This is a genomic window from Rhodococcus sp. T9N (genome assembly GCF_024436645.1).
GTDB classification, from domain to species: Bacteria; Actinomycetota; Actinomycetes; order Mycobacteriales; family Mycobacteriaceae; genus Rhodococcus_F; species Rhodococcus_F qingshengii.
In genome coordinates this window covers 119,902-142,832 of record NZ_JAMSKS010000005.1, presented here as the reverse complement: position 1 = coordinate 142,832, position 22,931 = coordinate 119,902, and the positions used below count along the sequence as shown (strand labels likewise).

The 22,931-nt window shown below is 61.0% G+C and carries 24 protein-coding genes; 19 read left to right on the top strand and 5 right to left on the bottom strand.

Annotated features, from left to right (window positions below; genetic code table 11):
• Positions 1-2: 2 nt before the first annotated feature.
• The 4 genes from M1L53_RS11105 (at position 3) to bphC (ending at position 4,163) form a co-directional block, all read left to right on the top strand.
• Positions 3-911, top strand: coding sequence for an IclR family transcriptional regulator (locus M1L53_RS11105; protein WP_003940451.1), 909 nt, complete (start codon positions 3-5; stop codon positions 909-911).
• A 76-nt stretch (positions 912-987) separates the two neighbouring features.
• Positions 988-1,857: an alpha/beta fold hydrolase gene (locus M1L53_RS11100; RefSeq protein ID WP_019745379.1), complete on the top strand. Its 870-nt coding sequence runs from the start codon at positions 988-990 to the stop codon at positions 1,855-1,857.
• Positions 1,858-2,028: 171 nt separating this feature from the next.
• Entirely contained in the window at positions 2,029-3,207 is a 1,179-nt protein-coding gene (locus M1L53_RS11095; RefSeq protein ID WP_003940250.1) for an acyl-CoA dehydrogenase family protein, read from the top strand.
• 35 nt (positions 3,208-3,242) lie between these two features.
• A complete protein-coding gene (bphC, locus tag M1L53_RS11090; protein WP_003940493.1) occupies positions 3,243-4,163 on the top strand; it encodes a biphenyl-2,3-diol 1,2-dioxygenase in 921 nt (306 codons plus the stop codon).
• 64 nt (positions 4,164-4,227) lie between these two features.
• Here bphC and M1L53_RS11085 read toward each other — a convergent pair whose 3' ends face one another.
• The 3 genes from M1L53_RS11085 to M1L53_RS11075 all read right to left on the bottom strand — a co-directional run bounded on the left by M1L53_RS11085 (position 4,228) and on the right by M1L53_RS11075 (position 7,097).
• Positions 4,228-5,541 carry a bifunctional o-acetylhomoserine/o-acetylserine sulfhydrylase gene (locus tag M1L53_RS11085; RefSeq protein ID WP_003939848.1) on the bottom strand — a complete coding sequence of 438 codons (1,314 nt, stop codon included), beginning with the start codon at positions 5,539-5,541 and terminating at the stop codon, positions 4,228-4,230.
• A 37-nt stretch (positions 5,542-5,578) separates the two neighbouring features.
• Positions 5,579-6,094 (bottom strand): OsmC family protein, encoded by a 516-nt coding sequence (locus M1L53_RS11080; protein ID WP_007732784.1) that lies wholly within the window; start codon positions 6,092-6,094, stop codon positions 5,579-5,581.
• 241 nt (positions 6,095-6,335) lie between these two features.
• Entirely contained in the window at positions 6,336-7,097 is a 762-nt protein-coding gene (locus M1L53_RS11075; protein ID WP_030536952.1) for an enoyl-CoA hydratase-related protein, read from the bottom strand.
• A gap of 117 nt (positions 7,098-7,214) precedes the next feature.
• On the opposite strand from M1L53_RS11075, the gene M1L53_RS11070 reads away from it, so the two are divergent.
• Positions 7,215-7,808: a TetR/AcrR family transcriptional regulator gene (locus tag M1L53_RS11070; protein WP_003940428.1), complete on the top strand. Its 594-nt coding sequence runs from the start codon at positions 7,215-7,217 to the stop codon at positions 7,806-7,808.
• On the opposite strand, the gene M1L53_RS11065 is transcribed toward M1L53_RS11070, so the two are convergent.
• Entirely contained in the window at positions 7,809-8,411 is a 603-nt protein-coding gene (locus tag M1L53_RS11065; RefSeq protein WP_054187484.1) for a TetR/AcrR family transcriptional regulator, read from the bottom strand.
• A gap of 343 nt (positions 8,412-8,754) precedes the next feature.
• Here M1L53_RS11065 and M1L53_RS11060 point away from each other — a divergent pair, with 343 nt between their 5' ends.
• The 14 genes from M1L53_RS11060 to M1L53_RS10995 all read left to right on the top strand — a co-directional run bounded on the left by M1L53_RS11060 (position 8,755) and on the right by M1L53_RS10995 (position 22,129).
• Entirely contained in the window at positions 8,755-9,558 is an 804-nt protein-coding gene (locus M1L53_RS11060; protein WP_007732778.1) for an SDR family NAD(P)-dependent oxidoreductase, read from the top strand.
• A gap of 55 nt (positions 9,559-9,613) precedes the next feature.
• A complete protein-coding gene (locus M1L53_RS11055; RefSeq protein WP_003940189.1) occupies positions 9,614-10,735 on the top strand; it encodes a DUF5938 domain-containing protein in 1,122 nt (373 codons plus the stop codon).
• Between the two features lie 73 nt (positions 10,736-10,808).
• Complete coding sequence (locus tag M1L53_RS11050) at positions 10,809-12,329, top strand: AMP-binding protein (RefSeq protein ID WP_054187477.1); 1,521 nt, start codon at positions 10,809-10,811, stop codon at positions 12,327-12,329.
• Positions 12,330-12,534: 205 nt separating this feature from the next.
• Complete coding sequence (locus tag M1L53_RS11045; RefSeq protein ID WP_007732774.1) at positions 12,535-13,914, top strand: MFS transporter; 1,380 nt, start codon at positions 12,535-12,537, stop codon at positions 13,912-13,914.
• Positions 13,915-14,051: 137 nt separating this feature from the next.
• Positions 14,052-14,594, top strand: coding sequence for a VOC family protein (locus M1L53_RS11040; protein ID WP_042448493.1), 543 nt, complete (start codon positions 14,052-14,054; stop codon positions 14,592-14,594).
• Positions 14,595-14,596: 2 nt separating this feature from the next.
• The gene (locus tag M1L53_RS11035; RefSeq protein WP_007732770.1) at positions 14,597-15,361 is read left to right on the top strand and encodes an SDR family NAD(P)-dependent oxidoreductase; all 765 of its coding nucleotides are present in this window, start codon (positions 14,597-14,599) and stop codon (positions 15,359-15,361) included.
• The gene (locus M1L53_RS11030) at positions 15,351-16,271 is read left to right on the top strand and encodes a 3-keto-5-aminohexanoate cleavage protein (protein WP_054187476.1); all 921 of its coding nucleotides are present in this window, start codon (positions 15,351-15,353) and stop codon (positions 16,269-16,271) included. The genes M1L53_RS11035 and M1L53_RS11030 overlap by 11 nt, the downstream gene beginning before the upstream one ends.
• A 58-nt stretch (positions 16,272-16,329) precedes the next feature.
• The gene (locus M1L53_RS11025) at positions 16,330-16,686 is read left to right on the top strand and encodes a hypothetical protein (RefSeq protein ID WP_007732768.1); all 357 of its coding nucleotides are present in this window, start codon (positions 16,330-16,332) and stop codon (positions 16,684-16,686) included.
• Positions 16,686-17,120, top strand: coding sequence for a hypothetical protein (locus M1L53_RS11020; protein ID WP_007732767.1), 435 nt, complete (start codon positions 16,686-16,688; stop codon positions 17,118-17,120). Before M1L53_RS11025 ends, M1L53_RS11020 begins: the two co-directional genes overlap by 1 nt.
• Positions 17,117-18,112, top strand: a complete 996-nt coding sequence (locus tag M1L53_RS11015; protein ID WP_042448479.1) for a dihydroxyacetone kinase subunit DhaK — start codon at positions 17,117-17,119, stop codon at positions 18,110-18,112. Before M1L53_RS11020 ends, M1L53_RS11015 begins: the two co-directional genes overlap by 4 nt.
• Positions 18,113-18,144: 32 nt before the next feature.
• Complete coding sequence (gene dhaL / locus M1L53_RS11010; protein ID WP_054187483.1) at positions 18,145-18,774, top strand: dihydroxyacetone kinase subunit DhaL; 630 nt, start codon at positions 18,145-18,147, stop codon at positions 18,772-18,774.
• Complete coding sequence (locus M1L53_RS11005) at positions 18,771-19,664, top strand: 3-keto-5-aminohexanoate cleavage protein (RefSeq protein WP_007732764.1); 894 nt, start codon at positions 18,771-18,773, stop codon at positions 19,662-19,664. Before dhaL ends, M1L53_RS11005 begins: the two co-directional genes overlap by 4 nt.
• A complete protein-coding gene (locus M1L53_RS11000; RefSeq protein ID WP_042448473.1) occupies positions 19,657-21,387 on the top strand; it encodes an IlvD/Edd family dehydratase in 1,731 nt (576 codons plus the stop codon). Before M1L53_RS11005 ends, M1L53_RS11000 begins: the two co-directional genes overlap by 8 nt.
• Entirely contained in the window at positions 21,374-22,129 is a 756-nt protein-coding gene (locus M1L53_RS10995; RefSeq protein ID WP_007732761.1) for an SDR family oxidoreductase, read from the top strand. Before M1L53_RS11000 ends, M1L53_RS10995 begins: the two co-directional genes overlap by 14 nt.
• A gap of 5 nt (positions 22,130-22,134) precedes the next feature.
• Here the strand turns inward: M1L53_RS10995 and M1L53_RS10990 are convergent, their stop codons facing one another.
• Positions 22,135-22,920, bottom strand: coding sequence for an IclR family transcriptional regulator (locus M1L53_RS10990; protein ID WP_007732760.1), 786 nt, complete (start codon positions 22,918-22,920; stop codon positions 22,135-22,137).
• Positions 22,921-22,931 lie beyond the last annotated feature (11 nt).

Here is a 22,931-nt window from a genome sequence, read left to right as displayed (position 1 = left end):
CCATGACCATTGTTGACATGAACGACACACTGTCCACCGTCCAGACTGCCGGTGGGCAACCCAAGAAGGATCTGCCGCCGTCGATGGTCGAGCGGATGACACTGATTCTCGACGCCTTCGACGGCCGCGCCGCGCGGCTGACGCTGGAAGAGGTCGCGTGCCGTACTCAGTTGCCGCGCTCCACGGTCCACCGCATTCTCGATCAGCTGGTCAAGCTGGACTGGGTCGATCACGCATCGTTCGGCTACTGCCTCGGGCGTCGTGCGCTCGGCCTCGGTGGTGGCGACGGCGGCCACAGCCAGATCCGCGAAGCCGCTGCACCGCTTCTGCACGAACTGCACCTGCAGACCGGCATGGTCGTTCACCTATCGGTGCTCGACGGACGCGAGAGCGTCTATCTCGACAAGGTCGGCGGACGATTCGCCGCGGCGCTCCCGTCCCGCGTCGGCGGCAGAGTGCTCGCTCATTCGACGGCTGGTGGCAAGGCGATGCTGGCGTGGATCGACCCCGAGCGCGTCGACGCTCTGTTCGGGTCTTCTCTTCCCCGCTGTACCGAGAACACGATCACCGACGTCGCTGTGCTCCACCAGGAACTGAACCGCATCCGTCAGCGTCGGGGACTGGCCTTCGAACGAGGGGAGTCAGCGCGTGGAGTCGCTTGTGTGGCTTCGGCAATTCGCGGACACGAGGGTCCCGTCGGCAGCATCGCGTTGTGTGGTGACATGCGGACCGCTCAGCTCGAGCGAGTTGCTCCGCTGGTCGTCGACGCGGCTCGCGAGGTCTCACGGACGCTGTACCCCGAACTGGGTGCTCCTCGCCGCGGCCGCAAAACGCCTCCCGTTCCGACCAATACGTTCTCGGCGGAGACGATGGATCGCCTGCTGGCAGCGTCGTCCGACCACTGGATCTGACGTATTTTGATCGACTTGTCTCGCTGATCGGGACGAGTCATAGCAGCTCAGCGGTACTGATGGCACCGTTCGGACCATGACGACTGAACTGAGCTACGAGGGAACTCTGAAGGAACTGCAGACCGATCTCGGTGTGCTCCGGTACCACGAAGCCGGCGACGGCCCGCCGCTCCTGCTGCTGCACGGATCGGGCCCCGGCGTCACCGGTTGGCGTAACTACCGCGGCGTTCTCGCGGACTTCGCGGAGCACTTCCACTGCTACGTTCTCGAGTTTCCCGGATTCGGCGTCAGCGATCCCGGCCCCGACCATCCGATGATGATGGCGCAGGCGTCGGTCGGGATGTTCCTCGACGGCCTCGGCCTCGGCCCGGTCCACATGATCGGTAACTCCATGGGCGGCATCGTCGCCACCAAGGTCGCGATCGACGAGCCGCACCGGGTGAGCAAGCTCGTCACCATCGGCGGCATGGGAAAGAACACCTTCTCGCCAGGCCCCGGTGAAGGCATCAAACTCCTCATGGAGTTCACCGACAACCCCACCCGCGAAGCTCTGGTCCGCTGGTTGCATTCGATGGTCTTCGACCGCGCCGTCGTCACCGAGCAGCTCATCGAAGAGCGTTGGGCCCTGGCCACCGAGCCGACGACGCTCGAGATCGCCCGTCGTATGTACAGCAGCAAGGCCATGGCCGCCATGGGCGCGGCTGCCGCTGCGTCGACCGCCGTGCCGTACTGGGCGCAGCTGAACAAGATCAAGGCGCCGACGCTGTTGACCTGGGGACGCGATGACCGCGTCAGCCCCGTGGACATGGCGATTCTGCCGATGCGCGACATCCCCAACGGCGAAGTTCACATCTTCCCCAACTGCGGACACTGGACGATGATCGAAGCTCGCGACGCCTGGGTCGCGTCCGTTCTGGCATTTCTGACGCGTCCAGAAGGCAAGTAAGGCCCGTGCGCCTTTTTGGTAGCCCCCACTACCAAAAAGGCGCACAGGGGTGCTCCCACTCACCGGGAAGCGTTTCTGCACTTCGGTGGGCTACCTGCCACCGTTTCACCAACAGATTTTCATTCTGCCCAGGCACTCGCCGGGTAGCGAAACCAGAAAGCCGGAAAAATCATGGGTCAGGTTCTGGACAACATCTCACAGTTCGCCGACGAGATCCGCGCCGACGGAGTCGAGGGCGACAAGCTGATGCGCTTGACGGACGGCAGCGCGAAGCGCTTGCGCGACTCCGGCGTCATCCGGATGTTCCAGCCGAAGGAGTTCGGTGGCCTCGAGGCGCATCCGCGTGAATTCGCCGAGACGGCAATGGCTATCGGCGCGATGGACGGTGCCACGGGCTGGGTCAGCGGCATCGTCGGTGTGCATCCGTGGGAGCTTGCGTTCTTCGACCGCAAGGCTCAGGAAGAGGTGTGGGGAACCGATCCCGATACGTGGATGGCGTCGCCGTATGCGCCGATGGGTGTGGCGAGGCCGGTCGAGGGTGGGTACATCCTCAACGGTCGCTGGTCGTTCTCCTCGGGTACCGATCATTGTGACTGGATCATGATCGGTGCGATGGTCGGTGACGAGTCCGGCAAGCCGTTGATGCCGCCGAAGCACCTGCACGTGCTGTTGCCGCGTTCGGATTACGACATCGACCAGGACAGCTGGAATGTCGTGGGCCTACGCGGAACCGGGTCGAAGGATCTGATCGTCAAGGACGCATTCCTGCCGACGTACCGCACGATCGACGCCGGAAAGGTGTACGACGGGACGGCGTGGAAGGAAGCGGGCCGTACGGAGACGTTGTACAAGTTCCCGTTCTCGTGCATTTTCCCGTTGGGGATCACCTCGTCGTTGATCGGTATCGCCGAAGGTGCGTTGGCGTGCAACATGGCGGCGCAGCGTGAGCGTGTGACGGTCAGTGGTGTTCCGATCAAGGAAGATCCGTACGTGCTGTTCGCGATCGGTGAGGCGGCGGCCGAGATCGCTGCTTCTCGGGCTGCGATCTTGGAGACGGTGGATCGTTTCTGGGACATGACGGAGAAGGGGCAGGAAGTTTCGTTCGAGCTTCGTGCGATCGGTCGGCGTACGCAGACTGCTGCGGCGTGGCGGGCGGTGCGTGCGGTGGACGAGATCTTTGCTCGTTCCGGTGGTGGGGCTTTGCAGTTGAACACGCCGATGCAGCGGTTCTGGCGTGACGCTCATGCCGGTCTCGCGCATGCGATTCATGTGCCTGGCTCCATCTTCCATGCGTCGACGCTCTCGCAGCTCGGCGGCGAACCGCAGGGTATCCACCGCTCGATGATCTAGTCCCACAAATACTTTCGAAGCAAGGACGGTTAGGCATGACTGAAATTCGGGGCCTGGGGTATCTCAGGATCCAAACGCAGGACGTGGCTCGCTGGCGCGAGCTCGTGGTCGACGGACTCGGCCTCGCGGTCGGTAGTGGCCCGGAAGCCGACGGCCTCTACTTGCGCCTGGACGAGCGTCGTGCGCGACTGATCGTCCTGCCCGGTGAGACGGACAAGGCTCTCGCAGTGGGCTGGGAAGTGCGAGATCAGTTCGCGCTCCAGCGTGTTCGTGAAGCAGTGGAGAAGGCCGGAGTCGAGGTCGAGGTTCTTTCCGAGGTCGACGCCAGCTACCGCGATGCCGAGCAGGTCATCGCATTCGACGATCCCAACGGTAACCGAGTCGAGGTCTTCTTCGGACCGGTACTCGACCACAGCCCGTTGGTCACCCCGCACGGCGGCCGTTTCGTCACCGGCGATCAGGGCCTCGGCCATGTGGTGCTTCCGGTTACGCGTTTCGACGAGGCATACACCTTCTACACCGAGGTGCTCGGATTCCTCCCGCGCGGTTCCATCCGTCTCGGCGGTATCGATGCGCCGCCGCCGGCTCGCCGCGTTCGCTTCATGGGTGTCAACCAGCGCCACCACAGCCTGGCGTTGTGCCCGGCGCCGCCGGTTGACGAGCCCGGTCTCGTGCACCTGATGATGGAAGCCGAGACTCTCGACGCCGTCGGTCAGGCTCTCGATCGTGTTGCCAAGCTCGGCTTCTCGATCTCCTCGACGTTGGGTCGCCACACGAACGACAAGATGGTGTCGTTCTACGTGCGCGCACCGGGTGGATGGGATCTGGAGTTCGGTTGCGAAGGCATGCTTGTCGACGAAGCCTTCTACACCGCTGAGGAAATCACGGCCGACAGCTACTGGGGCCATGACTGGTCCGAGAGTGAACCGCTGGCCGCGTTCACTCCCAAGAGCTAGCTCTTACGCAACGAAAAAGCTCGGTCCCAATGCATATCGGGGCCGAGCTTTTTCGTGCGATAGATCAGGAAGCTGCTGCGGCCAAACCGGTTTCGAGGTCGGCGAGAATGTCGTCGATCCCTTCGATGCCGACCGCAAGGCGGACGAGCCCCGGGGTGACGCCCGAAGCGAGCTGCTCCTCGGGGGTGAGCTGCGAGTGCGTCGTCGACGCGGGGTGGATGACGAGTGAGCGAACGTCACCGATGTTGGCGACGTGGCTGTGCAACGTCAGTGCGTTGACGAACTTCTTGCCTGCGTCGACTCCACCGGCGAGCTCGAACGCGACGATGGCGCCGGTTCCCTTGGGAGCCAGCTGCTTTCCGCGCTCGTGCCAGGGCGAGGATTCCAGTCCGGCGTACGCGACCGACGTGACCTCGGCGCGGCCCTCGAGGAATTCCGCGACCTTCTGGGCGTTGGACACGTGGCGCTCGATGCGCAGGCTCAGTGTCTCGATACCCTGCGAGATGAGGAAGGCGTTGAACGGTGCGATGGCCGAGCCGAGGTCGCGCAGAAGCTGAACGCGTGCCTTGAGGGCGTAGGCGGGTGCACCGAGATCGGCGAAGGTGACGCCGTGGTAGCTGGGGTCGGGGGTCGTGAAGTTGGTGTGGCGTCCCTGGGTCCAGTCGAAGGTGCCACCGTCGACGATGACGCCGGCGATCGCGGTGCCGTGTCCGCCGAGGTATTTGGTGGCGGAGTGGACGACGATGTCGGCGCCGTGCTTCAGCGGCTGAATGAGATACGGAGTTGCGACCGTGTTGTCCACGATCAGTGGGATGCCGTGCTCATGGGCGACTGCGCTGATGCCGGGGATGTCGAACACGTCGTTCTTGGGGTTGGAGATGGTTTCGCCGTAGAACGCCTTGGTGTTCGGACGGATTGCCTCACGCCAGTGATCGAGGTTGTCCGGGTCCTCGACGAAGTCGACGGTGATACCGAGCTTGGGCAGCGTGTAGTGGAAGAGGTTGTACGTGCCGCCGTACAGGCGAGGGCTTGAGACGATGTGGTCCCCGGCCTCGGCGAGGTTGAGGATCGCGAAGGATTCGGCGGCCTGACCGGACGCAACCAGCAGAGCCGCGACTCCGCCTTCGAGGGCGGCGATGCGCTGCTCGACGGCGTCCTGCGTCGGGTTCATGATGCGGGTGTAGATGTTGCCCGGCTCGGCGAGGCCGAAGAGCGCCGCCGCATGGTCGGTGTTGTCGAAGACGTAGCTGGTGGTCTGGTAGATCGGAAGCGCCCGAGCGTTGGTAGCGCTGTCCGGGCCCTGTCCGGCGTGGACCTGCTTGGTTTCGAACGACCAATCGGCGGTCGGATCGGTATCGACGGGGGTGTTCTCGCTCATGAATTCATACTCCGTGGTGAAGGTGGGTTGGTGCGGGTCAGGCGGTTTCGACGACTGTGTGCACTGGGACGGGATTGCGGGTGAGATCGAGTACGGGGCAGTGGGCGTCGACCGTTTCCTGCAGTTCCAGGTAGCGCTCGCGGGTTTCGGGGCCGGTCAGGGTGACGACCACGCGGACCTCGGAGAATCCCGGACGGACGGCGTCGTCGAAGCCGAAGAATCCACGAACGTCGAGGTCACCTTCGGCTCTGGCCGAGATGTCGTCGAGAGCGATACCGAGTTTGTCCGCCCAGACGCGGTAGGTGACCACCTGGCAGGAGAGCAGGGAAGCAAGGTAGTACTCGACAGGATTGGCTGCGGTGTTCTCGCCGCCGAGGGCCGGCGGCTCGTCGACCTCGACGCTGTACTTACCGAGAGAAATAGTGCTGGCAACGGCGTCGTGCGCCTGGGCGGAAGCCTTGAAGACGACGTGCGCTTTGCTCGCGTCTTTGTCGATGGCGTCGGCGTTGGCTGCTACGACGGAACTCAGGTGTGAGATGGAGGCGGTGGTCATGACAGAAATGTCCCCTGATCTGGGTGTACATACGAGTATCGACGTGAGCGGCGCTCACGTCGTAGGTCCGATCAGTAGATCGGACACCCGGATGTACAGACATGCGCAAAGTCGACATGGCGCCGCCGCGTCAGCAGCGTGCCCGTCTCGTATGCGCCGATTCCCGTCACAGGAGAGACTGTAACCGGTTCATACCCTTTCCGACCAGACGTATAGGAAATCTGTCTCGGATTGTGGTCTGTCATGCGGGCGGCAGTCCGCTCCACCGGGGTGTCCGACGATTGGCGAAAGCGTCGAGTCCTTCGGCGATGTCCGGAGAGCGCAACACTGCGTCCTTGGCGTCGTCGGTGACCTTCCATCCGTCGGCGTCGGCGTCGGCGTAGAGAGCCTCGATGGCCTTCAGACTCAGACTCACGGAGGTGGGGGAGGACTCGCAGATCTCCGCTGCCATCACCAGTGCCTCGTCGAGTGCCTTACCAGGGGCAGTGACTGCATTGACGACGCCGAGGTCCTTTGCCCGTTCGGGATCGAGTGTGCGGCCGGTGATCAAGAGTTCACGGGCGACGTTGATCGGAAGCGCGCGAGGAGCCCGAAAGAGTGCGCCGGACGTCGCAACCAGACCGCGTTTGGTTTCGGGAAGGCCGAATTGCGCTGTGGCAGAGGCGACGATCAGATCGCAGGCCAGTGCGATTTCGAAACCGCCACCAAGCGCGTAGCCCTCGACTGCAGCGATCAGGGGCTTGTTCCGCCGGCGCCGAATGACGCCGTACTCACCGCCGCGAGGCATGCGAAGGTCGGCCCGCTCTCGGATATCGGTTCCGGCGCAAAAGATATTGGGGGTTCCGGTGATGATGCCGACCCACAGATCAGGGTCGTCGTCGAGAAGATTCAGCGCGGCTTCGATTCCCTCGGCAGTCTCACGGTTGATCGCGTTACGGCGTTCTTCGCGTTCGATCCTGACGATGAGAACGCGGTCATGGCGTTCGGTGGAAACAGTCGACATAATTGGACTGTAGTCCACCTATCGGAGGCGGAGGTGCGTCACCTGACGGGACGGACATTGGACACATTCCGGACTGTGGCGAAGACTGTGTTCTGAGGCGGAGAAGGGCAGGTCGACGTGATTTCCAAACGAGAACAGAACAAGCGCGACACCAACGACAGGTTGCTCTCGGCTGCTCGAATTCTGTTCTCGGCGCAGGGTTTCGCCAGCACGACCGTCGACGACATCGCCGAGCGAGCCGAGGTGTCGCGAGCCACCTTCTTCAATTACTTCCAGGGCAAGGACTCGGTTCTCGAGGCGTTGCACAGTGATCATCTCGATCAGCTTGCGGCACTGGTGGATCAGCTCATGGAATCGCCGATGCCGACTTCTGATCGGATCTCCCGGATTTTTCAGGACTTTGCGCAGCAAGCGATCATGCACCCGCGCTATCTGCGCATGGTGACTGCAGAACTCGAGCGCGACTTCGCCTCCTCCGGAGCGGGGGCGGCCCACGATCATCGGTTCCACGTGGAACTTCTGCGGATCGTCACTGCCGGTATCGAAGCCGGCGAAGTGAGATCGGACTACCCGCCGCTCTTTCTCGCACAGATGATCGGTGGTACGTACGGAGCGTTGGTCCGCTTCTGGCGGCAAGACGCCGATTACGACGTGGTCGGAGAATTCGATCGCGGAGCCAGGTACGTCGCGGAAGGCATCGCTGCTCGCTGATCAGGGAGTGGGCACTACCAGAGGCAGCATCTGCTGGACGCTCTCCGAAAGATAGTTTGCGGCAGTCTGATCGCCGGACAGATGGCGCAGCAGGCTCTGCTGGAACAGGCCGTCGAAGATTGCGTACATCGCCGCCGAGGTGACCGATGCCTCTACGTCGAGAAGCTCGGCGTAGCGAGAAACAATGCGCCAGATCATGTTTTCGAGACTCTCGTCGATCGCGGCGACGTCGGCTCGGAACGACTCCTCGAACATCGACTGCGCGCGCAGGTCGTACCAGAGGCGGTGCATCGTGGGTTCTTCGATCATGGTCTCGGCGAGCAGTGCGCCGAAACCGGTTTTCAGTTCCTCCGGTGTCTTCGCGGTGGCGACGATGCCGTCGTAGCGGGTGACGCAGCGTGACTTGTAGTGGCGCACGCAGTGGGTGATGAGATCGACCTTGTCGCTGAAGTAGTAGTGCAGGACGCCGTGGGAGAACTCCGAATTCTGGGCGATTTCGCGCAGGCTCGTGCGTGCGTAGCCCAATTCGGCCAGGGTTTGCAGTGCGGCCTCGGCGAGTTGATCACGTCGCTCGGAGAATTTGTCGACCTGGCGACGCGACACCTTGTCTGCGTTGGACCGCTTGGCGGAGTCGGACCGCTTCGCGGAGTCGGACTGCTGGCCCGGTGAGCTAGGTGCAGCCTTTTTCCCTGCCTCACTAGGCTTCTCGACTGTCGTGGTCACGATGGCACGTCCTGTTCCCTGCGGTTTCCACAGCGGCACGATCACCGCGTCCGAATCAGTGTAACCCCTGGTCTTTGACGAGTGTGTAACAAAATCTTGACAGTCGTCAAGATTTCTCTTGACACTCGTCCAAAGTTGAATACTCTGTGACTCACACCACTTGGCAGCGTCGCTGTGAACGGTGGCATCGCGAGAGTCGTTTCAGTCATGGAGGCAGTCGAAAATGAGCGTGTTTGATCTCGAGGGACGAAAAGCACTGGTCACAGGTGGTGCCAAGGGGCTCGGAGCCGGAATGGCTGAGGCGTTGGCGAAGGCGGGGGCGTCAGTGATGATCGGCGACGTTCTCGAAGACGAGGGTCGTGCCACCGCAGAGGCTGTTGGTTCGGGCGGAGTCAAAACCGGCTTCGTAAAGCTGGACGTCACCGACGATGCCAACTGGGAAGAGGCAGTCGCCGCCACCGCGGAGACCCTCGGCGGCTTCGACATCCTCGTCAACAACGCAGGCATCGAGATTTCCTCGCTGGTGGTCGACCTCGATCCGAACGACATCCGCCGTATGTGTGAGGTCAACATCCTCGGAACAGCGCTCGGAACCAAACACGGACTGCGCAGCATGCGTCCGGGTGGCGTAGCCGGAACCGGCGGTTCCGTCATCAACATCTCTTCAGTGGCCGCAACCATTCCGTTTCCCGGGATCAGTGGATACTCCGCGACCAAGTCCGCGGTCGATCGCTTCACCAGAGTTGCCGCCGCCGAGTCGGGCAAGCTCGGCTACGGAGTCCGCGTCAACTGCATCTACCCGGGTCTTGTCGCCACGGAGATGGGTCTCGGACTCGCGGCGGACATGGAGAAGCTCGGTCTCTGGCCCAGCGCCGAAGCAGCAGTCGGAGACGTCATCGGCCTCACCCCGCTCGGCCGCCTCGGTGAAGTGAACGACATGGCTGACGCCGTTGTGTTCTTGTCCTCCGACGCCGCGCGATTCATCACCGGAATCGGCCTACCGGTCGACGGTGGCATGGGCATGTAACTCGCCCTTCATTCGTACGTACACCCTTCTCACGTCTTCGAAAGGTTCCACGAACATGTCCGAAAAGAAGCCCGTCATCGTTTACGGCGTCTCCGGGTACACCGGCCGTCTGGTGTGTGAATACCTGCGCGAGTTCAACATCCCGTTCATCGCAGCCGGCCGCGACGCCGCTCGCATCCAAGAGGTCCTCGATAAGATCCCCGGATTAGACACCGTCGATCACGAGGTCGTCGAGGTCGAGCACACCGTCGAGGCGCTCACCGAACTGTTCACCGGTGCACAGGTTGTCAGTAATATGGTCGGCCCGTTCATCAAGCTCGGCGGCACCGTCGTCGAGGCCGCGTTGAATGCCGGTTGCCACTACATGGACACAACCGGTGAGCAGGACTGGGTACTCGACGTCCAGGAGAAGTTCAGCGACAAGTACCAGGAGAAGGGCCTGCTCCTCTCGCCCGGTATCGCGCAGATGTACACCACCGGTGAGATCGCGGCCAATATCGCACTGGAAACGCCGGGCCTCGATACGCTCGACATCCTCGTGCTGTGGAAGGGATTTCCCACCTACGCGTCCACTCAGACGATCTTCACCATCCTCAAGGCGAACTGGTACTACCTCGAGCAGAACAAGTACGTGCAGTGGGCGCCCGGCCAGACTTTCGACGTCGTCGTTCCGGGCCAGCACGAAACTGCGCTTGCATTGCCGTGGGGCGGAACATGCCACCCGGTGTGGTTCAAGAACGATCCGCGAGTTTCCAACGTCAAGGCTGCGGGCGGAGTGTTCGACCGCACCGTGATGGAAGGCGTTGTCGCGACGCAGAAGATCGTGGAGGAGCAGATCAAGACCCTGCCCGCCGACGAGCAGGAAGCCGCCTTGGCCGAGATCGCCGGATCGGTTCAGGCCGGTATGCCCCCTCGTGAAAATCCGCGCATCAACACCTCACTCGACTCCGTCTACGCGTCGGGCCCGCTGGGTCGCTCGCACGTCGTGATCCACGGAAACTGCAACTACAAGCAGACGGGCCTCCTGCACGCCTATGCAGCGCATTCTCTGCTCCAGCAGGCGCCGAAGCGGACCGGGCTTGCCTCGGCTTGCCAGGCGTTCGGCCATCGCGAACTGCTCGGCGCGCTACGTAGTTTCGGGCTGGCTCTGGAGCCGGAAGTAACCATCAACGCCTAACTCGTCGCCCTCGTCATCATGTTCACGGCTCCCGGCGTGTAGCGCGCCGGGAGCCCCGCCCTGGAGGCTCCCCATGCGTTTGACCGACTATCTCGACAAGGGAGCCTCTCTTGGTTCCACCGCACCGTGTTTGACGATGGGGGAGCGCACTCTCTCCTACGGCGAGGTGCAACAGTTCAGCCGACGCTTCGCAGCTTCGCTCGCGGCTTCGGGCATCGCGCCGGGCGAAAAGGTCGCGATTCTGTCCGGCAATGATCCGATCTCGTTCTCGTGCGTATTCGGAATAAGCCGGGCCGGCGGCGTCTGGTGCCCGATCAACCCTCGCAACGAAGCTGCGGAAAACCGAGACCTGTTGGATTTGTTCGATTGTCGCGCTCTGTTCTTCCAGAAGTCCTATGCGCCGCTAGTCGACCAGATCAAGGATGCGCTTCCCCAGTTGGTGACGCTCGTCTGCATCGACGGCGAATGGGACTCGGCACAGTCCCTCGAAAGCTGGCTCGGGGAAGAAGAACTCGACGCCGCGGCGCCCGACGACGTCACCATGCTGGTCGGCACCGGTGGTACAACTGGACGGCCAAAGGGAGTGATGTTGACCGGGCACAACATCGAGACGATGACCGCAATCACTTTGATGAGTTATCCGTTCGAGGGGCGCCCGGTGTATCTGGCGCTGGCACCGTTGACTCACGCCGCCGGTGTTCTGTGCTTCCCGATCATGGCCCTCGGCGGCGAAGTGGTGATCATGCCGAAGCCCGATCTCGGGTACTTCCTCGCGAACGTTCAGAAGCACAAGGTGACTCACACCTTCCTGCCGCCGACGCTCATCTACATGCTGCTCGAGCACGAGGCCCTGCCGGCCACGGATCTCAGCTCGCTGCAATGCTTCTGGTACGGAGCGGCGCCGATCTCCCCGACCAGACTCGCGGAGGCGATCGACAAGATCGGCCCGGTCATGGCTCAGCTGTTCGGGCAGAGTGAAGCCCCCATGATGATCTCGACGATGTCACCGAAGGAGCACTTCGGCTCGGACGGCACTGTCGCAACGTCACGACTTTCGTCGGCGGGTCGACCGTCGCCGCTGGTGACCGTCGGGATCATGGATGACAAAGGCGCGCTGCTCGGACGTGGCGAGCGTGGTGAGGTGGTGATTCGCAGTTCGTTGGTGATGGCGGGTTATTACAAGAACCCCGACGCAACCGCGGAAGCGTCAGCCCACGGCTGGCATCACACCGGCGATATCGGGTACCTGGACGACGACAATTTCCTGTTCATCGTCGACCGTGCGAAGGACATGATCATCACCGGCGGTTTCAACGTCTATTCGGTCGAGGTGGAGCAGGCGCTCATGGCGTATCCGGGGATTCAGGACTGCGGAGTGATCGGGTTGCCGGATGACAAGTGGGGCGAACGCGTTGTGGCAGTGGTGCAACCGCACCTCGGCGCCGACATCGACGGCGCCGAGGTGATGGCTTTCGTGAAGGCTCGCATCGGAAGTGTGAAGACTCCGAAGCAAGTCATCGTCTGGGACGATCTACCTCGCTCCAAGGTCGGCAAAGTTCTCAAGAACGAGATCAAGAGCGAGCTGACTGGCTGAATACCCTCGGGACGCCTATGTTTCACCGCACGGAGTGCCTGTCGAAACCGACAGGCACTCCGCTTTCTTGTCACCCCGGCTGGTCGATTGCTCACGAATCGAGTACCGATCATCGGGAATCGTGTCTGTGAAGTTCGAATCGCGACCCGCATCGTCTCTGTGTCAGCCATCACAATGATGTGTTCGAATGAGTACGAGGTGAATCATGCGTCACGAAAGAACAGTCACCGAGCAACTTCCCCTTCCGGCCAGGACCGTCCGGAAGGTCATGCTCCGCTTCATGCCGGTCATCGGATTGGCATACATCGTCCTGTATCTCGACCGATTGAACATCGGCGTTGCAGCATTGACGATGAACAAAGAACTCGGAATATCGGCCTCGATGTTCGGGTTTGCGGCCGGAATCTATTTCTGGAGTTACACGATCTGCGAACCCCCGAGCAACTACATCCTCACAAAGGTCGGTGCGCGGCGCTGGATCACACGAATCATGATCACGTGGGGCGTGGTCACCATCGGAACCGCGTTCGTTCAGGGTGCCAGCGGATTGGTGGCAGCACGATTCCTGTTGGGTATTGCCGAAGCCGGCTTTTCGCCCGGCATGCTGTTCTTCGTCTCGAAGTGGTTCCCGAATCGGGATCGAGGCAAAGCAATGGCGTGGATCGTGACCTTCATCTGTATCTCCGGCCTGGGTACTCCGATCACCACACACCTGATGGCTATCGACGGCTTTCTCGGTCTTTCCGGATGGCGATGGGTTTTCATTCTCACCGGCGTCCCCGCTGTGGTCATGGCGTTTGTGATCTACAAGGTTCTGCGGGACAAGCCTTCGGAGGCGGAGTTCCTCTCCGAGGAAGAACGCGGTTGGCTCACCGATACGCTCGAGTCCGAGGCGCAAGAGCGCGAAGCGGTCGTCGGTAAGCACAGCTTCCTCCAGGGACTCGTGCACCCACGAGTACTGGTGTTGATCTCCGTGTTCATTTGTTTCACCTTCAGTCTCAACGGTTTCCAGATTTGGATGCCGCAGATTTACGCGCAATTCGGGATGAGCACCAATCAGATCGGATGGGTTGCCGCACTACCTGCACTGATTGCGATCGGACCGATGATCTGGTGGACGCGCCATTCGGACCGCGCCGGAGAGCGCCCCGTGCACTTCGCCATCGCCGCATCGGTCGCAGCACTCGGATTTGCTATTGCTGCGCTGTTCTTCACCACACCGGTTGTCGCTATCTTCGGATTCTGCATCGCCGGGATCGGTCTCTACAGTTCGATGAGCATCTTCATCACCATGCCTTCGAGCTTCCTTACCGGCGCTGCCTTGGCGGCAGGTTTCGGTGTCATCAACGGAATGGGTAACCTCGGAGGCTATTTCGGTCCACAGGTCACCGGCTGGATCAAGGACGCGACCAACAGTTTCACACCGGCAATCGGGGTGTACTCCGCGGTGCTGGCGACGGCAGCATTGATCGTGCTGCTGCTCAAGGTGATCACCAGAAAGGCCGACAAGGCCAACGACCAACTGACACTGGATTACCGGGCGGAGCGCGACGCCGGAACCTTGGTTGCACCTGAACAGGCTTGAGCCGAGTCTCGGCCCCGGAAGATTCCCGATCAACGGGAATTCTTCATTCTTCAGGCGAGCATGCGCAGGACATCATCACTTATCAGGATCACAGTCGTCGACCGTGGTTTCGTCGGCAACGAACAAACGAGGACGTCGTGAGTAGATACTTCGGGCCTTTGCGCCAATTGGGTTTTGTGGTCAACGACATCGACAGCGCGCTGAAGCATTGGATCGACGTTGTCGGCGTTGGCCCCTTCTTCTTCGTGGAGGACCAACCGTTGAACGACTTCGTCTTCCGTGGCAAGTCGAGTGCGCCTCGATTCAGTGTGGCGCTCGCGCACAGCGGAAGCGCGCAGATCGAGCTGATTCAACAACACAACGATGAGCCGTCGGCATTTCGCGAGTTCGCCGATCGAGGGCTCGAAGGACTTCAACATGTTGCCTACTGGACAACGGATTTCGATCGATATGTGGAGGAATCCAAGAACCGAGGGCTCGTCGAATTGCAGAGTGGTAGATCCGGTAGTGGCGCACCGGACGAGCGATTCGTGTACTACGAGGACGGCCCGTATCCGGGAACAGTCATCGAAGTCTCGGAGGTCAGCGGAAGGAAGGGCGATCTGTTTCGCGCAGTCGAGGCTGCATCGAAGGAGTGGGACGGGTCGAATCCCATTCGCGACATGAGGAAGGTGCTGTAGTCGTGAGTAGGAAGGTAGCGATCGTCACTGGTGGCGCATCCGGGATCGGCCTGGCAACGTGCAAACGATTCGCCGACTTGGGTTGGCATGTCATCTCTGCCGACCTGTCGCATACATCCGGAGACACTGCGCCGGAACCAGATACACGGACGGTCGGCGTTCGAGTGGATGTCACCGATGAGGGAGACATCCGACGGCTTCGCGACGTCGCCGAAGAGCTGTTCGGTCGTGTCGACACGGTTGTGACCTCGGCGGGAACCGCGGACAACGCGCCGATCCGGCACACCACACCCGATCGATTCAGGCGAACCCTCGAGCTGAACCTCGTTTCCACGTTTGCGGTGGCCAGGGAGTTCGTGGATCTGCTCGCCGCAGATGGCGGCGGATCCGTGGTGACAATTGCCTCGGTTTCCGGCCTACGCGGCAGCGTAGACCGTGCTGCGTATTCCGCATCGAAAGGTGGCGTGGTCGCGTTGACCACACAACTCGCGATCGAGCTCGCCGGCGAGGGGATCCGAGTCAATTGTGTTGCACCGGGTTCGACGCGGACACCGCTTGCAAGTCGGGCCCAGAGCCCTGAAATGCAGAGCGCCATCTTGCAATCGATCCCGTTGAGCCGTTACGCGGAGCCGGCTGAGATTGCCGAAGTCGTGACCTTTGTCGCTGGTCCCGGCGCCGGTTTCGTGACGGGTCAGACGTGGACAGTCGACGGAGGTCAGTCGATGACAGCCGGTTGGAATCTTCCGAAGGAGCGACATGACTCTTGAGGCAACGTCCAGTACAACGGAGAAACCGGTAATCATCGGAGTGCACGTCAACGAGAACACCATGCGCGCACCCAATCCCCACATTCCGTGGACGCCCAGCGAAATAGCCGACACTGCCCTCGCTTGTGAGGATGCGGGGGCGTCGTTGATGCATTTTCACGGTCGAGCCGTGGACGGCGGCGTGGATCACTCGGCGGCGACCTACGGAGAGATCGTCGAGCGGGTTCGGGCGGTATCGAATCTGCTGCTTGCGCCGTCGATGGCCAATGTTCCCGGCTACACGATAGACGAGCGGCTGTCGAATCTTGCCCCGAACCAAAGTGATCCGAAACGACGTTCGGACTTCTTGGTCGTCGACATGGGCTGTGCGGCGATGGACTTGATCGATGCGACGACAGGCTTGTTCGCAACCGATTCCAGGGTCTTCGTCAACGACACTCGAACACAGATCGAATTACTCTCGCGCGCTAGTGAATTGGGTCTGGTGCCGTATCAGACGTCATTCAACGTGAGTTGGACGCGCGCGATCTTCGCCCACGCAAGGGTGCGGAATCCGTCGTCACCATTGGTGATCGCTTTCATTCTCGGTGGTGACGAGTTTCCGGCTGCACATCCGGCGACAGCAGCAGGGCTACGTGCGCAACTGGACCTCCTGCCGGCTGATCTTCCAGTGGAGTGGATCGTCTCGGCCTACCGAGGCAATGTTCTTGCAGCAGCGGAGGAGTCGATCAAGCGCGGGGGCCATGTAGCAATCGGTGCCGGTGACTACCACTACGAAGAACTGGGATACCCCTCCACACCTGATCTGGTCGCCGAAGTTGTTTCGATCGCTCGGCGGTACGGGCGTGAACCCGCAACTCCTGATCAGGCACGTCGAATTCTAGGGGTGGATGTCCATGCGAGTAGTTGAAACCGAAGGTGCCGAACCTACTTTGGTTCATTCCTCTAACGGAACGAGAGTGTGGATCATGGATTCGATTGCGTTTGCTTCCTCGGCTCAGGCCGGTGATGTGATCGTGACCGGATCACACGGAGGGACGAGTGCTGGAGAGTACGCCGTCGGGTTCGGGGTTCGTGTTGTGGTGTGCAATGACGCCGGCATAGGGAAGAACAAGGCCGGAATCGCAGGTTTGGCTGCGATCGACGCCCAGAAGATCGTCGGCATTGCAGTCGGACACGAGAGTTCGCGTATTGGAGATGGCAACGACGTGTGGGAGTGCGGCATCGTGACGTATGCCAATCCGACTGCAGTCGCAGCGGGTGTGCGTGTGGGCAGCCGCGTTTCCGAAGAAGTGCTGGCACTGATAGAGAGGAGCGTCGACTGATGTTTCGGAACATTGTCGGTGTGGAGAACGGTAGACAGATTGTCGTCATGGACAGTATGTCGCAGATCGAACGGACGGACCGCGACCGCATCGTCGTTGCGGCATCCAACGGCGGTCAAGAGTCAGGGCGGATGGCGATTGCGACGGGCTGTGCGTTGGCGGTGCTGAACGATGCCGGAATCGGCAAGGACAACGCGGGGATCATCGGAATCGTCCGCATGGGAGATTCGGGACTTGCCGGCGTAGCGGTCAGTCACGACTCTGCCGAGATCAGCAATGGAATGGATATGTGGCACAACGGAACTGTTTCGTATGTCAACGAGCCTGCAGCGGAGGCTGGGATACGGGTCGGTGACAACGTTCGCACGTGTGTGAGTGCGTTTGCGGTTCGCTTCCCTGTCGGCCCAATGTCGGCGTCCGAGAGTTCGTCATGATCGGCCATGTGGTCAACCGGCCCGAGGATGTAGTCCGCGAAGCGCTCGAAGGACTTCAGATCCTGCACCCGGAAATGCTCTCCTACCACCGAGATCCGTTGTTTGTGACTCGCGCGGGTGTCGCCCGAGACAAAGTTGTGTTGGTCTCAGGTGGCGGGGCCGGGCATGAGCCGTTACACGCGGAGTTCGTCGGATCCGGCATGTTGGACGCCGCGGTTCCTGGGTCGGTCTTCGCCAGTCCCACAGCCTTTCAGATCCGCGCTGCGGTCAATGCTGTCGAGACCGGACGGGGTGCACTTCTCATCGTGAAGAACTACACCGGAGACAAACTGAATTTCTCGATCGCGGCCGAGTTACTCGGAACTGAGCGGCAAGTGGAGATCGTGATGGTCGACGACGACCTCGCGACGACGACTGCAGACGAGGGTGGACCTGGACGTCGTGGTACCGCTGCGGTAATTGCCGTGGAGAAGATTTGTGGGGCGGCCGCGGAACGGCACTGGGCGCTTTCCGAGATCGCTGACCTGGGGCGCCGGGTGGTGGCGGCGTCGGCGACGTTGGGTGCAGCTTTCCGCTCGTGCACGGCTCCCGGACAGGATCGTCCGTCCTTCGAACTGGCGCCGGGGGAGATGGAGTTCGGCATCGGAATCCATGGCGAGCGTGGACGTGAGACGCGTCCGACGGTTCCTGCCGCCGAACTCGTGGCGCAGTTGTCGGAGCCGATCCTCGATGCTGTCGGGGTTGAGCGCGGGGACGGTGTGATAGCGATAGTGAATGGGCTAGGGGCAACCCATGGACTCGAATTATCCATTGCCACTGCAGAATTAAAGTCTTTCCTCGAGGATGCCGGTATCGGTTTGGATCGTGTGATTGCAGGTTCTTTCGTCACTGCATTGGATATGCACGGGCTCTCTATCACCCTTCTCCGTTCGACCGAGGAGTTTCTGGATCTCTGGGATGCAACGGTACGCACTCCCGCACTCGCTTGGTAACTCGAATATGCACTACTGAAAAGAGTTTCATGATGACAATGTTGAGCGTCGGGGACACTCGGGCGTGGATCGATCGATTTGCCGATGCCGCCGAAGATCAATTCGATTCCCTCACAGATTTGGACCGGCTTGTCGGAGACGGCGATTTCGGAATGAATCTGCGGGCGGGCCTGCGAAGTGCGGTGCAACGACTTCGTTCCGACCCGCCGACCAGTCCTGGTGAAGTGTTCGCCCGTACGTCGGATGCGTTTCTCGACATCGGTGGGACAAGCGGACCACTTCTCGGTCTATGGTTCGGCCGGATCGGAGCAGTCTCTGGAGTTGAAGTGACCGCAACAGACTTGGCTTCTGCCTTGGGTACGGCGACAGCTGCGGTGCAGCGTCTCGGCAATGCCCAGGTGGGTCACAAGACCATGGTCGACGCCATGGTCCCCGCAACCAGCGCATTGACCGAGGCGGCAGTCAGCGGGGCAACCTTGTCCGCTGCCTTGAACTCTGCGGCCACGGCTGCGAGGCTCGGCGCCGAATCGACTCGCGCGATGCTCGCCCGCCGCGGACGCGCGACCTACGTGGGAGAACACGCCAGGGGCGTCGAGGACCCGGGGGCATCGGCGATTGCCATGTTCTTCGCCGCATCCAGCTACAGGAGCGTTCCGGCATGAGCGATCTGCGAGACAAGGTCATCGTCACAGTTGCCCCGACGGGTGGCTTCCTCACTGTTGCCGACAATCCGTTCATTCCGACTCAGCCTGAGCAGATTGCGGCGGATGTGGCACGCTGCCACAGCGCTGGAGCCAGCGTGGCAGCACTTCATGCTCGACGACCGGACGATCAAGCGACCTGTGATGCCGCAATCTATCGGCAGATGAATACGCTTGTCCGCCAAAGCTGCGACATCGTGATCAACAACTCGACCGGCGGCGGAGTCAACGGTGACATGGTGAGTGTTCGCAGTGACGGTGCGCGCATCGTGGACTGGGACGCGAGGCTCCAGGGCCTGCATGGCGGCGCAGACACATGCACGCTCGATGCCATCACGGCCTATGTGACCTCACCGGTCGGTGAGGTACTGATGGACACGCCGCCCAGTCGTGCCGCCGAACTGGCAGCGTCAATGCGCAAACTAGGAATCAAACCTGAGTGGGAGGCCTTCAGCCCGTCACATCTGCTCCAGGAGATACGTACGTTGACCGAAGGGCAGCCTGGCCCGCACCTCGTCAATCTTGTACTGGGACTTGATCGAACTTTTCAGAATGCGATGCCGTACTCCCCGCAGATCTTGCAGCAGATGGTGGAACACCTACCGGAGAAATCGGTCTTCTCCGTGAGCATCAGCGGGCCAGATCAACTGCGTGGTCTGACTCATGCACTCCTGCTCGGAGGGCACGTGCGTGTGGGAATCGAAGACTATCCGTTTCTCGCGAATGGAGAGCCGGCCGAGAACGTTCGTTTGGTGGAGAACATCATCGACATCGTCCAGCGACTCGGAATGCAGCCTGCAACACCTGGGGAGGCAAGGGCAATCCTTGGTTTGGAGGGTTCGGATGAGTAGAACACCGACGAGTAGAACACTTCGCTCGCAGGATTGGTTCGGAGGCAATGATCTCAATGCATTCATCCACCGCTCGTGGATGAAGAACCAGGGTATCCCTGATCGGATGTTCGACGGCCGACCGGTTATCGGTATCTGTAACACGTATTCCGAGCTCGCGCCGTGCAACGCTCATTTCAGAGATCTGGCCGAGCAGGTGCGACTGGGAGTCATCGAAGCAGGCGGATTTCCAGTTGAGTTTCCGGTGATGTCATTGGGTGAGACGATCATCCGCCCCACCACGATGCTCTATCGGAACCTCGTCAGCATGGATGTGGAGGAGTCGATTCGAGCCAATCCGATCGACGGCGTCGTACTGCTCTGCGGCTGCGACAAAACCACCCCGGCGCTGGTGATGGGCGCAGCCAGTTGTGACCTTCCCACCATTGTCGTATCCGGTGGGCCCATGTTGAACGGCCGCCATCAAGGTAAGACTGTCGGATCTGGAACCTCGGTGTTCGAGATGAGTGAAGCAGTGCGAGCCGGATGCATGAGTGAATGTGAGTTCAGAGCAGCGGAATCGGCTATGTCTCGATCGCCCGGTCACTGCAACACTATGGGCACCGCGTCGACGATGGCGTCGCTTGTCGAGACTTTGGGCCTCACGCTCCCCGGTAACGCTGCGATCCCGGCAGTGGATTCACGGCGACGTGTACTTGCACGCGACAGCGGCGTGAGAATCGTGGAGATGGTGGCCGAGAACCTGACGATGTCTTCGGTCGTCGACCGAAATTCATTCGAGAATGCGATCAAGGTGAACACGGCTATCGGTGGGTCGACCAACGCTGTGGTGCACTTGCTTGCCATCGCCGGAAGGCTGGAAATTCCCCTCGAGCTCAGCGATTTCGGGGAGCAGAGTCGTGACGTTCCCCTGCTGGTCAACCTCATGCCTTCGGGTACCTATTTGATGGAGGATTTCTTCTACGCAGGCGGACTGCCTGCGGTGATCGCCGAGCTCGGAGACATCCTCCATCTGGATGCCGCCACGGTTACCGGAAAGACTCTCGGTGAGAACAACTCCGGCGAAACAATTTGGGACGACGACGTAATTCGTAGCACGGCGGCACCGTTGCTGGAGCAAGCCGGCATAGCGGTATTGACCGGCAATCTCGCGCCGAACGGTGCAGTGATCAAGCCATCTGCGGCGTCGCCGGAGTTGCTCAGCCACGTGGGCCGTGCGGTCGTGTTTCACGGAATGGACGACTTCACGGCGCGCGTCGACTCGCCGGATCTCGACATCGAGGCCGACGACGTCATCGTCCTCACCGGCGCTGGACCGAAGGGGTTTCCGGGTATGCCAGAAGTAGGTAATCTGCCACTCCCTCGAAGGCTGCTCGAGCGGGGTGTACGAGACATGGTCAGGATCTCTGATGCGCGAATGAGCGGAACAGCCTTCGGCACAGTCGTTTTGCACGTTGCGCCCGAAGCGGATGCCGGTGGGCCTCTCGGCGCGGTCAGGGATGGTGATTTGATCGAGTTGGATGTTGCTCGTGGGGTCTTGCGTGTACTCGTCGACGACGACGAGCTGGCCAGGCGTCTCGAGGCGTTGCCGCCACGCGTACAAAAGAGTACGAGTGGGTATCAACGACTGTTCGTGGATCATGTGATGCAGGCCGACCGCGGAGTCGATTTCGATTTCCTGGTGGGCAGGCGTGGAACGGAGGTACACGGTGACAATCACTGAGCGTGTCGGCCGAGTCGTGGTCGTGACCGGTGCAGGGTCGGGACTCGGCCGCGCAATGGCCAGAGGTCTACTCGATGCAGGACACCACGTTGTATTGGCTGGTCGAAACAGCGTGAGCTTGGAAGCGACAGGTGGGGGTCACGAGCGCGCAGTGGTAATTCCCGCTGATGTGTCCTCGCCCGAATCGGTTCACCGGTTGTTCACATCCGTGACTGAGCGTTTCGGCAGACTCGATGTGCTTGTCAACAACGCAGGGACATTCGGGCCGTCGGGGAGTGTGGACGAGATCGATCCTGAAGCGTGGAACGCGACAGTCGCAGCCAATCTCACCGGCGTATTCCTTTGTGCGCGTGAAGCGATTCGTATCATGAAAACACAGGATCCGAGAGGAGGCCGGATCATCAACAACGGGTCGCTCTCCGCTCACACGCCCCGGCCCGACAGTGCCGCCTACACGGCGACCAAACACGGTGTGTCAGGTTTGACGAAGTCGATCTCTCTCGACGGCCGAGAGTTCGACATCTGTTGCAGTCAAATCGACATCGGCAATGCGGCAACTGACATGACAGCCGGAATCGGCCACTCGGCAAGACAAGCTGACGGCACCACCAGGCCCGAGCCGACATTCGATCCTCGTCATGTCGCGAACACCGTTGTGCAACTGATAGATCTACCACTCGACGTGAATGTCCCGACTCTGACGATCATGGCAAACCGGATGCCGTACGTCGGGCGCGGTTGACGGCATCAGCGTCGTTGTAGGACAGGGCGGACGACGGACTGGGCACTCGAGAGATCACGTGAGATGGCGATTGCCGTCGTCCGCACCGCCGCGTCGATACGGGTCAGATTTATTCGGCCTGCCATACCGGAAATGGAGATTGCGCCGAGGACGCCTTCGTCCGGGCCGAATATTGGTGCTGCGGCGCCGACGATCCGGGGAAATGCTTCCTGGCGGTCGAAGGCGACACCACGCTTGCGAACACGATCCAGTTCTCGGTGGAAGAGTTCGGGATCGGTGATGGTGTTCTCGGTGTGTGCTTCGAGGACAGTGGGCATCGTGAAATCCCCAGAGTTGGTGAACGCCAATACTGCTTTGCCGGAACAACTTGCGTGTGCAGGCCACCGACCACCAATTTGCTGCGGAAGGCGTGGTCCGTCGTCGCCACGGAAGACATCAAGGTAAACCACGTCGAAACCGTCCAATACAGCGAGTCCCACGTTGTGTCCCGTTGCTTCACGCAAGGCCGAAAGGTGGCGCCGCGCTGCTTCGCGGAGGTTTCGCTGCCGTGGAACAGATTCGCCGATCTCGAACAGGAGGAGACCCAAGCGGTAATTGGTTCCTTGCCGTTCGAGCAACCCGACTCGGACGAGATCGTCGACCATTCGATACACCGTTGTTTTGGCCATGCCTGTCCGTCGAACAAGCGCTGCTGCGCTGAGAACGCCTGAGCTGTCACGAAAAGTCTTCAGTATCTCGGTGGAACGACCAATTGCGGAAACCTCGCCATCGGCCCGATGAATGGGACTCACCGAACTATTCT